Below are 12008 nucleotides of genomic sequence, written 5' to 3' on the forward strand. Positions count from 1 at the left end.
CCGCATGAATGCCCACAACCACACACACACGCCACCTCCACACTCAGTGATTTTATTTTTTTTAATCATCCCACCCACACAGAGCTCACCACACGGAGTCTCTTCGGCAGCGTCAGATGCTTATAAGCCCCTGGTGGTGAACCGCCGCGATCGCGGGGCCGGCCAGCCTCGTCCTGCCAGATACACAGGCAGGCCGACCCGCACGTAGGGGGGAACCCACGCCGGTCTGACGACCTCAGACCGGCGTGGCCCCCAAATCAATAGACGTCCATGCCGAACCGGGACCGGCCCCGGTTCGGCATGGATTTTCTTTACGGGTCGCGCGGCAGGCCCAGCAGCCGCTCGGCGATGATGTTGAGCTGCACCTCCGAGGTGCCGCCGTAGATCGTCGTCGCCCGGCTGGCCAACAGGTACTCGCCCCACTTGCCCGCCAGCTCATCGGGGTCGCCGATCGCACCGTCGGTACCGAACGAGGACACCGCGAATTCGGCGTAGCCCTGGCCCGTGCGCATCGACAACAGCTTGGAGATCGCCGCCGACGGCATCGCGTCACCGCCGGCCAGCGTCAGCAGCGTCGAGCGCAGGTTCAGCACCTTGGCCGCATGCCCTTCGGCGATCAACTGCCCGGCACGGTGCTGGGCGACCTGATCGAAGTGGCCATCGCGGACGAACTCGACGAACTGGGGCAGGGTGGCCAGGAAATTCGCGTCGCTGCTGCCGATCGACACCCGCTCCGCGGTCAGCGTGTTGCGGCTGACCTCCCAGCCGCGGTTGACCTCGCCCAGCACGCACTCGTCGGGGACGAACACATCGTCGATGTAGACGGTGTTGAACATCGCGTTCCCGGTCAGCTCACGCAACGGCTTGACCGTCACGCCTTCGCTGCGCATATCCAGCAGGAAGTAGGTGATGCCGTTGTGCTTGGGCGCCGAGGGGTCCGTCCTGGCCAGCAACGCACCCCACTGCGAGTACTGCGCGGCGGTGGTCCAGATCTTCTGGCCGGTGATGCGCCAGCCGCCATCGGTCCGCGTTGCCTTGGTGGTCAGCCCGGCCAGGTCCGACCCCGCGCCCGGCTCCGAGAACAGTTGGCACCAGACCATCTCGCCGCGCAACGTCGGCGGCAGCAGGCGTTGCTTCTGCTCCTCGGTCCCGAACGCGACGATCGACGGGATGATCCACGCGGCGATGCCGACCTGCGGCCGTCGGACCCGTCCGGTGGTGAACTCCTGGGCGATGATGACCTGCTCGATCGGGCTGGACGCCCGGCCCCACGGCTTCGGCAGGTACGGCAACACCCAACCGCCCTCGGCGAGTGCCACCGTTCGCGTCTCCCGATCCATCGCCTTGAACGCGGCGACCTCGGCGCGGATCTCGTCGCGCAGCTTCTCGGTCTCGGGATCCAGGTCGATGTCCACCGGGCGCATGCCGGTGGTGGTCGCGGTGTTCACCACCTTCTGCGGGTAGTCCGAGCTGCGGCCGAAGCAGGCGGCCAGCATCAGTGCGCGGCGGTAGTACACGTTGGTGTCGTGCTCCCAGGTGAAGCCGATACCGCCGTGCACCTGAATGCAGTCCTGCGTGCAGCGCTGGGCTGCCGCGGGCGCCAGCGTCGCGGCCACGGCGGCGGCGAACTCCACGTCCGGTGAGGCTTCGTCGATTGCGCGCGCCGCGTCCCACACCGCCGCGGTGGCCCGCTCGGTGTCGGCGATCATCTCGGCGCACTTGTGCTTGATGGCCTGGAACTGGCCGATCGGCCGGCCGAACTGCTCCCGGATCTTGGCGTACTGCGCCGCCGTGTCCGTCGCCCAGCGGGCCACACCGATCGCCTCGGCCGACAGCAGCGTCGACATCAGCGCGTAGGCGGTCGTCATGGTCAGGGTGCTCAGCAGGGCATCCTCGCCGACCTCGACAGCGTCGGCGCGTACGTGAGCAATCGGCCGCAGCGGGTCCAGGCTTTTCACCGGCTCGATCTCGAGCTCCTCGGCGCGCAGCACCACCCACTCGTCGCCGCTGTCGATCGCCACCGGCAGCACCAACACCGACGCCTGGGCCGCGGCCGGAACCGCGCGGACCTCGCCGCGGATCACCAGCACGTCACCCTTGCGGGTGGCGGTCAGCCCGGAGTCCAGGGCGTAGGCGGCGATGGCCGCACCCGACGCCAGCTCGGCGAGCACCTTGGCATCCGGGTCGTGCGATGCGATCAGGGCACTGGCGATCGCCGACGGAACGAACGGCCCGGGCACGGCGCCGTAGCCGAACTCGGCCAGCACAATGGCCAGCTCGAGCAGGCCGAAGCCCTGCCCGCCGACCGCCTCGGAGAGATGCACACCGGGCAGGCCTTGCTCGGCCGCCGCCTGCCAGTACGGCGGCGGGTTCTCGACCGGCGTCTCCATCGCCGCGTGCAACACCTCTGACGGCGCGACGCGCGCCACCAGGGACCGCACCGAGTCGGCCAGGTCTTGATGCTCGGAAATTATTGCGATCGGCACTGGTCGCCTTCCCATGCGTTCGGGGTTCGTTTCGGCCAAGCACTCTTCAATCTAATAACCGGTGGGTTGGTTGACCACAGGGGTCACCACGTGGGCCAGCGGCTCGCCGTCGCGCAGCCGACGGCAGTTGGCGACGGCCTCGACCAGGTAGCGCCGCATTGTGTCGACGGTGTACCAGGTGACGTGCGGTGTCAGCACGACGTTGTCCAGGCCGAACAGTGGATTATCGGGCGCGGCCGGCTCAACCTCGAAAACGTCGAGACCGGCGGCGGCCAGCCGCCCGTCGCGCAGCGCGCCGGCCAGCGCGTCCTCGTCGACGACGGCGCCGCGCGAGGTGTTCACCAGCACCGCGCTGGGCTTCATCAAGGCGATCGCATCCCTGTTGAGCAGATGATGGGTGTCGGGCGTCAACGGCAGGTGCAGCGAGACGATGTCGCTAGCGGCCAGCAGGTCGGTCAACGGGCGCCAGCCGGGATGTCCGTCGTCGCGGGTGCTGGTGTGCAGTACCTCGGCGCCCATCGCGCCGACGAAGGCGGCGACGCGCTTGGCGATGTTGCCGTAGCCCACCAGGCCGACGGTGCAGCCACCGATGTCGCGGACCGTCTCGCCCAGGTCGGGATCGAGCGGCCAGCCACGCCCCTGCCGGGTGGCGCGGTCCAGCTCCGGCAGCCTGCGCAGCGCGGCGAGCATCAACAGCACGGTTCCCTCGGCCACCGACGGCGCATTGGCACCGGGCATGTTGGCGACCGCGATGCCGCGGTCGGTCGCGGTCGCCACGTCGATGGTGTTAACCCCGGCCCCGAGCTTGTGCACCAGCCGCAGCTTCTCCCCGCGTTTCAGGTCTTCGCCTGACAACGGCCGTAGTACATGCCAAATCACTTCGGCTTCGGGCAGCTCGCGGTAGAAGCCGGCGTCGTCGTCGGCGGCACACCAGCGAATGTCGAGCCAATCTGCTTCGGCTGCAAGGAAATCGAGGACTTTGTCACCGGGAACGAAGTGGGCGAGAACTCTCAGCGCCACCGCTTGCTGATCCACCTGGCGATGGTATCCGCCTGCTCGCTGCGCGCGCCCGGGGTGGTGAAGTAGTGGTCGCTGTCGAGCGAGACCTGCAGCTTGTCAGTGCTCGCGAGCGCGTCGTAGATGCGTTGGGCGTCAGACGGAAACACGCCGGTGTCCGCCTCGGCGTTGATCACCAGGGCCGGGCAGGCGACACGGCGCAGGTGCGGCACGGCCCGGGTCTGCGCTACCCGCAGGCTCCACATGCCCAGCCAGTTACGCAGCGTGCAGGATGCGGCGATACCTTGTGCCGAGCGGTTGGCCCTGGCCGGCACGCCCGCGTAGCACAGGTTAGGCGGACGCTTGGTCGGCTCGATGGCCGGATCGACCATGCGGGGATCGGCCCAGGTTCGCATCACCGAGAACGGCCTATCCGAAAAGCCAGCCGCACGAACACGTTTGAGTTCCGTCTCGGCCCAGTCGGTGATGGCGTGGTTGCGCGCGAGCTGCGCCGAGCGATATCGGGTGATGAACTCCGGCGAAAACGGTGGGCCGTTGACCTCGTTGAACAGGTCGAGGTCCGGGTTGGTGGCGACGGGGTCGTTTTCGTCGATGACGGCGGCGTCCATCCAGGCGGTTAGCACCTCCGGGCGTCCGGGATGCGCCGCGGTGGCGATATAGCCGTCGGCGGGGAGCAACTCGGTCAGCCCGCTCGCCGGCCGCATGCCGGGCAGCGGGGTCACATTCGGCTCGACGGCCTGTGACTGGTAGGCGGACATCAACGATCCGCCTCCCGAATTGCCGAGCAGTACAACGGCATCCACGCCCTGAACCTCGCGTAGCCAGCGCACTCCCACGCCGATGTCGACCAGTGCGTGGTCGAGCAAAAAGTTGGTCTCGAAGCCGCGAAACCGGGTGTTCCAGCCGAGAAATCCGATACCCCGAATCGCCATGTAGTCGGCGAGATAGTGCTCGGAGAAGTCGATCTGGTAGTGCGTGGCGATCATGGCCACCTTGGGCTTGCGTCCCACGCCGCGGTGATACAGCCCCTGGCAGGGGTGCCCGCCCGCACCGGCGCGCCCGGCGGTGGGCGATTGGAGGCCGACGAACTCGCGGACAACCCCGGCGCTGCCGCTGGTAGGCGTCAATTCAGTGGCCTTCCTTCGAGTAGATCGCCCGGTAGTAGATGTTCGCCAGGGTTTGGATGCAGGCCCGGTCGTGGAGGTCCGCGTCGGTGGTTCGGCTGAGCTGGATGTAGCAGAACTGGTTGAACATCGCGACGATGGCCTCGGCGATCAGCCGCGGATCGTCGCCCGGGCAATACCCTTCGGTTTGCGCGCGACGGACTGTTTCGGTGATGAAAGAGGTTGGGATCTCACAGATTTCGGACCAGTACTGCGCGAAGTCGTCGTTGACCATAGCCAGCTGGGACACGCTGATCACCTCGGCCAGCCGGTTGCGGTAGGTGTACCAGTGCGCCGCGGCCGCCTCGTGGGCGCGTTCGCGGTGGGACAGGCCATGTCCGGTGACCGAGCGGGCGCGCTCATTGGCCTCGTCACGAAAGCGCAGCGCCCACTGCCGGACCATCGCCTCTTTGGAGTCGTAGTAGTTGTAGAAGGAGGCCGGCGAGCGGCCGGCTTCCGCGGCGATGTCGGCAATCGTCGTCGCCAGTATTCCCTTGCGCGCGATGACCGTTCGCGCGGCCGCGTCGATTGCCGCCTGTGTTCGCCGACCGCGGTGCGTCGGGAATCCGGCCGGCCGGCCGGCCGGGCCGTCGGATGCCGCCGCGATCGACACTGTATTCCTTCCTGGAGGGAAACTGAATCTGATGTTAGATTCAGTTCTACTGATTGGCCAGGCCCAACGCGCCGGGAATCCAGGGGAGCCGCAACATGATCAAGCCCGACAACCCCAACACCGAATTCGATCTCGGCGGAATCAATCACGTTGCGCTGGTGTGTTCGGACATGGCTCGCACGGTGGACTTCTACAGCAACATCCTTGGCATGCCGCTGATCAAATCGCTCGATCTACCGGGCGGCGCCGGCCAGCACTTCTTCTTCGATGCCGGCAACGGCGACTGTGTCGCTTTCTTCTGGTTCGCCGACGCACCCGACCGCGTGCCGGGCGTCTCCTCGCCCGGCGCGATTCCCGGTATCGGCGACATCACCAGCGCGGTCAGCACGATGAACCATCTCGCCTTTCACGTCCCGGCCGAGAAGTTCGACGCCTACCGGCGGCAGCTCAAGGACAAGGGAGTACGGGTCGGTCCCATACTCAACCACGACGAGAGCGAGATGCAGGTTTCGGCGACGCTGCATCCCGGCGTCTACGTGCGCTCGTTCTACTTCCAGGACCCTGACGGGATCACGCTGGAGTTTGCTTGCTGGGTCAAGGAATTCGGCGCGAGCGACGCCCAGGCCGTGCCGAAGACGGCGGCCGACCGGCGACCCCGGGAGCACGCCGTAACCTGAACGGCAAAACCGTTTGCCGAGCCGGGGGAGTCGATGATGACGGACGGCGTGTTGACCGACGAGCAGATCGCGGCGCTGACGCCCGCACAGCGGCGAGACTTGATCACGCGGCTGGAGGCACCGCTGTCGGAGGTGATCGACCCGGTGGTGATCGCCCGGATGAGACGTCTGCGGTTGGGCCTGATGATCGGTGGCTCGATCGCGATGATTCCCTGGCTGGCGTATCTCGCGCTGACCCTGCCGGAAAGTTACGTCGCGCACAACTGGGTACTGACCTGGGTCGGCTTCGACATCCTGTTGGTCGGATTCATGGTGGCGACAGCGGTTTTCGGTTACTTCCGCCGCCAGGTGTTGCTGTTCGCGGCCTTCACTTCCGGCGTGCTGCTGATCTGCGACGCATGGTTCGACCTGATGACCGCCGGGCCCGACGACATCTGGCTGTCGGTCGCGACCGCACTGGGCATCGAGGTGCCGTTGGCGATTTTCATGATCCGCGGCGCCCAGCGCATCATGCGGCTCACGATGTTGCGTCTGTGGCTCCTGGATCCCGGGATGCGGCTGTGGCAGGTGCCGCTGTTTCCGTGACCCCGTAAAGCCGCGGATGGGCGAGTTCGTCGAGCAGCACGGCCAGCTGATCGACGAGTTGATCGGGATCCAGCACCACGTCGCCGACCAGCCAGGCGCTGATCATCTGCCCGACCCCGCCCACCGCGAAGTGCGCGCCCGCCTTCATGCCGTCGTTTGCCGGAATCCGTAGCATGTCGCCGCCGTGCTGACCCAGCAGCATCGCGAACAGCGCGGTGGATTCGGCGCGTTTGCGCACGATCACCGCATCGGCGAGCTGCGTGCTGAACAGCAGCCGTCCGACCCGGGGATCCTCGGCGATGGTCCGCACGATGTTGGCCATGCCCGCGCGGGACTGTTCGGGTATCGGCACCGCCGCGACCGCGGCCTGGGTGGTGGCGGCCAGGTCGGCGATCACCGAGTCGAACACCGCGCTGACGAATGCGTCTCTGTCGCTGAAGCTTTCGTAGAAGTAGCGGGGGGTCAGGCCGGCGCGGCTGCAGACCGCGCGAACGGTCAACACCGAGGCATCGTGGCGGTCGGCGCCCAGCAGGTCCAGGCCGGCGGTCAACAGCCGACCCCGTCGCTGCGCCAGTCGCCGCGCGGCCTCGACGCCGCCGTAGGGGCGCTCGCGGGGGGTCTGGTCCATGAGCACCATCTTGACACCGGCCCGGTGCGCCGACAATATCAGGAAACAAGCGTTGTCACATTTAGCGTACGGAGCGGCGGAGGGTGTCCCGGATGGCGATTGACGAGACGGTTCAGCAGTCCATCCCGCACGTCGAACGCCCGATGTCCGACCCGCCCCGGCCACAGTCGAGGCGACGCAACCGGCTGGTCCCCGACGACTACGCACTGATGGGGGTGGCGCTGCTGGCCGGTCCGGCCAACGTGATCATGGAGCTGTCGATTCCCGGCGTCGGCCACGGCGTGGCGGAAAGCCGTGTCGAGAGCGGCCGCATCGACCGTCATCCGATCAAGCGGGCCCGCACCACTTTTACCTACATCGCGGTAGCCAATGGCGGGACCGACGAGCAGAAGGACGCCTACCGGCGCGCGGTCAATCGTTCGCACGCGCAGGTGTACTCCAGGCCCGGCGACCCGGTGCAGTACAACGCATTCGATCCGGAATTGCAGCTGTGGGTGGCGGCGTGCATCTACAAGGGCGGCATCGACATCTATCGCACCTTCATCGGCGAGGTGTCCGAGGAGGACGCCGACCGGCTCTACCGCGACAGCATGTCGCTGGGCACCACCTTGCAGGTGCCGCCGGAGATGTGGCCGGCGGACCGCGCGGCGTTCGACAAGTACTGGCAGGAGTCGCTGGAAAAGGTGCACATCGACGACACCGTCCGCGAGTTCCTTTATCCGATCGCCGTGTCCAGGGTGCGCGGTGTGCGCCTGCCGCGGCGGGTGCGGGAGCCGCTGGAGAACTTCAATCTGCTGATCACCACTGGCTTTCTGCCGCAACGGTTTCGCGACGAAATGCGGTTGCCGTGGGATGCCGCTAAGCAGCGGCGCTTCGACCGGCTGATGTCGGTCCTGGCGGTGGTGAACCGGATGCTGCCTCGGGTCGTCCGGGAGTTTCCGTTCAACCTGATGCTGTGGGACCTGGACCGCCGGATCCGGACGGGTCGCCCGTTGGTCTGAGCGCAGGGCGGCGCGCCGCCGTAACAGGTTCTGTTGATAACGACAATCATTTTCATTACGCTCAGGGCGACCTCATATCTGTCCAGCCCGAGGAGTTGCCGTGATGCCAGCTGGCGTTGTCCCAAGGAAGTATCGTCGGCAGCGTCAGAGGTGTAGAAGAGACCGCCCACGCCGCGTGCGGTCAGCGGCGCGGCGCCACCCGCGCCACCGGCTCCCGCCGGCCCCGGCTTTGCGCCCCCGTACTTCGTGGCGCCGCCCGGTGTCGGCTTCGGTTCCGGGATGAGCGCCGGTGCGGCCGCCGATGCGAAAAGACAAGCACCAGAACCGGATTCGGCCACCGCGTCCGCCGCGGCTACCGGCCGCGGGCAGGCCCGGGTGCGGCGCCGGGGACGGGCGCGCCAGCGCGGCGACGAGTTCATGCAGATGAACGTCGACGTCGACCCGGACTGGGTAGGGCCGGCGGTGTCGGAGGCGTCGGGCCGCGGCGCCGGGAGTCTCGGGTTCGCCGGCACGGCGCGTACGGCAACCGCTGAGGCGGCGGGACTGACCACTTTGGCCGTGAGTGAGTTCGGGGACGGCCCCCGGATGCCGATGCTGCCGGGCAGCTGGGACGCGCAGGGCGGTGACGTGCCGCACGACCGCGGCGACTAGCGGCGCGATGCCTGCCGTCGGCCGCGACTTCACCGTGCCGTCGACAGTTGGAAAGATGGGTCGCCGGCGCCCAATCCCGGTTGACCCCAGCGGGAAAGGTGTGTCGGCGCGGCGGCGTACTGTCGGTTGAGTGCGTAGCGAAGGTGACACCTGGGATATCACAACGAGCGTCGGATCGACGGCGTTATTCGTAGCGACCGCGCGGGCGTTGGAGGCGCAAAAGCCCAACCCGCTGGCCGTGGACCCATATGCGGAGGTCTTCTGTCGTGCCGTCGGTGGCTCGTCCGCTGACGTCCTCGACGGCAAGGAACGCGACCACCCGCTCAAGAGCGCCGACTTCGGCGAGCACTTCGTGAACTTCCAGGCCGCCCGCACGAAGTACTTCGACGACTACTTCCTGCGGGCCGCCGACGCCGGTGCGCGCCAGATCGTCCTGCTGGCGGCCGGGCTCGACTCGCGCGCCTACCGGCTGGACTGGCCCGCCGCGACCACGATCTTCGAACTGGATCGCCCGCAGGTCCTCGATTTCAAGCATCGGGTGCTCGCCGGCCACGGCGACCAGCCGCGCGCCGAGCGGCGGGAGATCGCCGTCGACCTGCGCGACGACTGGCCACAAGCGTTGCGGGACAGCGGCTTCGACCCTGCCAAGCCGTCGGCGTGGATCGCCGAGGGACTGCTGATCTATTTGCCGGCCACCGCGCAGGAGCAGCTGTTCACCGGCATCGACAGCCTGGCCGGACACGGCAGCCATGTCGCCGTGGAGGATGGCGCACCGCTGCAGCCCGACGAATTCGAGGCCGCCGTCGAAGAAGAGCGCGCGGCCGGCGCCCAGGGCGACAAGCGGCTGTTCTTCCAATTGGTCTACAACGAGCAACACGCCCCGGCCACCGAATGGTTCGGCCAGCACGGCTGGAAGGCGGTCGGCACCCCGCTGGCCGATTACCTGCGCGAGGTCGGCCGCCCGGTACCCGGGCCAGACACCGAAGCGGGACCGATGATTGCCCGCAACACCCTGGTCAGCGCCGTTCGGGCGTGAGTTCTCCGCGGTAGTCTCGCGCGACTCTTTCGCGGCGTCTTTCTCTGAGCTTTCGATGAGTTCAAGACGCGCGGGAACTAGTGCGCACTGTTCGCCGACTACTAACAGGCTGATAGGTGTGCCGTCCACTGCCCGGGCGTCGCCGATTCCGGCCAGGCGAGGAGTGCTGGGATGGCGCTGTCGATGCCGTACTCGGTCGGCGGCCGGGAATGACCGCACCGATATGGATGGGATCGCCTCCCGAAGTTCACTCCAGCCTGCTGAGCAGCGGTCCGGGACCCGGTGGTTTGCTGGCCGCCAGTGACGCGTGGGAGTCGTTGAGTGCCTCCTACGCCGAGACCGCGGACGAACTCTCCGCGATCTTGTCCAATACCCAGGCCGGGGCGTGGCAGGGGCCGACCGCCGAGGAGTATGTGGCTGCCCATGCGCCTTACCTGGCCTGGCTGACGAAAGCCAGCGCCGACAGTGCGGCGATGGCGGCCCAGCACGCGACGGCGGCAGCCGCCTACACGGCCGCGGTGGCGGCGATGCCGACGCTGCCCGAATTGGCCACCAACCACCTGGTACACGGCGTCTTGGTGGCGACCAATTTCTTTGGGATGAACACGATTCCGATCGCGGTCAACGAGGCGGACTACGCACGGATGTGGGTCCAGGCCGCCACCACGATGTCCACCTATCAGGCCATCACCAGCACGGCCCTGGCGGCCAGCCCGCAGGCCGATCCGGCGCCGGTGATCATGCAAGCCGACGACACCGGCAGCTCCGACAGTGGGAGCAATCTTCCCTACGACGACATCATCGACAACGACGACGGCAACCCGTACCAGCTGAGTTGGTGGATAAACCGCTTCCTCGAAATATTCCAGACGTTGGGCCGCGACTTAAAGTTATTCCAAACGAACCCGGCCCAGGCGTTCGCGCAGTTGTGGGCCGACATTGGGCTACTGGTCGCCGACGAGTTCACCCACGTCATCGAGGCCTTTCAGGCGTTCGCCCCGCAAATCGCGATCATTGTGGCGACCTCCAGCCTCGGATTCGCCGGAGCCTTGGCGAGCCTGGCGTCGCTCGCCGCGATCCAGCCCGACGTGGCCCCTGCCCCGGTGGTACCCGCAGCACTGCCCGATGCGCCTCGTCCGCCGGCCGTGCTGAGCGCCCCTGCTGCAGCGAGCGCCGCGGCTCCTACGCCGTCCCCAGCCCCGGCTTCGGCTCCCGCGTCCGCGCCGGCTTCGGCCCCGGCAGCCGGATCCCCGCCGCCGCCCGCCGGGATCGAGGGCGCGGCGTACCCGTACCTAGTGGGAGGCCCCGGCATCGGGTCCGGCTCGGGCATGAGCAGCGGCGCACAACGCAGAGCTCCGGAGCCCGATTCGGCGGCTGCCGCCGCCGCAGCCGCGGCAGCCGCGCGGGAAGAGAGCAAGGCGCGTCGGCGCCGGCGCGCAGCGATGAGGGGCCATCAGCCTGGCTACCGTTACGAATTCTTGGACGCCGATGATCAGGCCGGTCCTTTCGTCGACGAGCCGGTTGGAACTGGCCCCTCCGCGCCGTCCGAGCAGGGAGCCGGTGCTTTGGGGTTTGCTGGGACCGTCCGCAAGGATGCGGTGCCGGCTGCCGGATTGGCGACGCTGGAAGGCGACGGATTCGGAAGCGGCACGTCGGTTCCGATGGTGCCTGGAACCTGGCAGCTACCCAGCGATGACGGACCGACGTGAGACGCCCGGAGCGCAAACCGGGCGGGCGCCCAGCAGGGAACTTTTCCGGTCGAGTAGCCGACTATTAACTGCCTGCTCGCGGCGCCGCTTATCAGCTAAGGCGGTCGTTGCGCCCACCCGATCGGTTAGGAGTCGCTGCTGTGACCGCGCCGGTTTGGATGGCCGCACCCCCGCGCCGGCGTTTGGCGATCAACGACCACCGCGAATTCGAGTCGGCCCGGGAGCTTGCCGCCCGCCGGCTTCCAGCGTCAGCGCGCGGGTCTGGAGTCCCCGGCGACGTCGGGGCCACCGCCGCCCGGAGAAGCGCTTTGCTAATGAAAACCATTTTCAGTAGGCTCTGCCGTCGAGGGGAAGTGCGGCCAATGCCACAACTGGAGAGGTGGACCGGTGAACGCTCAGAAAACCCAGTTCAGGGGTGGAATCAGGGTGGGCAGGTGGTCGG

The 12008-nt window shown here is 67.5% G+C and carries 10 protein-coding genes and 1 pseudogene; 6 read left to right on the top strand and 5 right to left on the bottom strand.

The genetic code is table 11. From position 1 onward, the window contains the following. Positions 1-311 precede the first annotated feature (311 nt). Genes MAAFP003_RS02130 through MAAFP003_RS02145 form a run of 4 tightly spaced genes read right to left on the bottom strand, consistent with a single transcriptional unit; the run spans position 312 to position 5273 of the window. The gene (locus tag MAAFP003_RS02130; RefSeq protein ID WP_096284015.1) at positions 312-2486 is read right to left on the bottom strand and encodes an acyl-CoA dehydrogenase family protein; all 2175 of its coding nucleotides are present in this window, start codon (positions 2484-2486) and stop codon (positions 312-314) included. 51 nt (positions 2487-2537) lie between these two features. After that, a complete protein-coding gene (locus MAAFP003_RS02135; protein WP_243393740.1) occupies positions 2538-3521 on the bottom strand; it encodes a 2-hydroxyacid dehydrogenase in 984 nt (327 codons plus the stop codon). Beyond that, complete coding sequence (locus tag MAAFP003_RS02140) at positions 3497-4630, bottom strand: alpha/beta hydrolase (protein WP_096284017.1); 1134 nt, start codon at positions 4628-4630, stop codon at positions 3497-3499. Before MAAFP003_RS02140 ends, MAAFP003_RS02135 begins: the two co-directional genes overlap by 25 nt. 1 nt (position 4631) lies before the next feature. After that, positions 4632-5273: a TetR/AcrR family transcriptional regulator gene (locus MAAFP003_RS02145; protein WP_423790877.1), complete on the bottom strand. Its 642-nt coding sequence runs from the start codon at positions 5271-5273 to the stop codon at positions 4632-4634. A gap of 101 nt (positions 5274-5374) precedes the next feature. On the opposite strand from MAAFP003_RS02145, the gene MAAFP003_RS02150 reads away from it, so the two are divergent. Beyond that, the gene (locus MAAFP003_RS02150; RefSeq protein ID WP_096284021.1) at positions 5375-5956 is read left to right on the top strand and encodes a VOC family protein; all 582 of its coding nucleotides are present in this window, start codon (positions 5375-5377) and stop codon (positions 5954-5956) included. A 36-nt stretch (positions 5957-5992) separates the two neighbouring features. Further along, positions 5993-6541 (top strand): hypothetical protein, encoded by a 549-nt coding sequence (locus MAAFP003_RS02155; protein WP_096284023.1) that lies wholly within the window; start codon positions 5993-5995, stop codon positions 6539-6541. Here the strand turns inward: MAAFP003_RS02155 and MAAFP003_RS02160 are convergent. Further along, positions 6474-7178, bottom strand: a complete 705-nt coding sequence (locus tag MAAFP003_RS02160) for a TetR/AcrR family transcriptional regulator (protein ID WP_096284025.1) — start codon at positions 7176-7178, stop codon at positions 6474-6476. The two genes, MAAFP003_RS02155 and MAAFP003_RS02160, sit on opposite strands and share 68 nt — an antisense overlap. Positions 7179-7261: 83 nt before the next feature. Between MAAFP003_RS02160 and MAAFP003_RS02165 the strand changes: the two genes are divergently transcribed. The 4 genes and pseudogenes from MAAFP003_RS02165 (at position 7262) to MAAFP003_RS02180 (ending at position 11566) form a co-directional block, all read left to right on the top strand. Then, positions 7262-8170 carry an oxygenase MpaB family protein gene (locus tag MAAFP003_RS02165; RefSeq protein ID WP_096284027.1) on the top strand — a complete coding sequence of 303 codons (909 nt, stop codon included), beginning with the start codon at positions 7262-7264 and terminating at the stop codon, positions 8168-8170. A 165-nt stretch (positions 8171-8335) separates the two neighbouring features. Further along, a pseudogene (locus MAAFP003_RS02170) lies at positions 8336-8821 on the top strand (PPW family C-terminal domain-containing PPE protein); the annotation flags it as partial. A gap of 130 nt (positions 8822-8951) precedes the next feature. Continuing rightward, positions 8952-9857: a class I SAM-dependent methyltransferase gene (locus MAAFP003_RS02175; protein WP_096284031.1), complete on the top strand. Its 906-nt coding sequence runs from the start codon at positions 8952-8954 to the stop codon at positions 9855-9857. Positions 9858-10066: 209 nt separating this feature from the next. Next, on the top strand, positions 10067-11566 hold the full coding sequence (locus MAAFP003_RS02180) for a PPE family protein (protein ID WP_096284033.1): 1500 nt from the start codon (positions 10067-10069) through the stop codon (positions 11564-11566). Positions 11567-12008: the final 442 nt, after the last annotated feature.

The sequence above is a fragment of the Mycobacterium ahvazicum genome (genome assembly GCF_900176255.2).
GTDB lineage: Bacteria > Actinomycetota > Actinomycetes > Mycobacteriales > Mycobacteriaceae > Mycobacterium > Mycobacterium ahvazicum.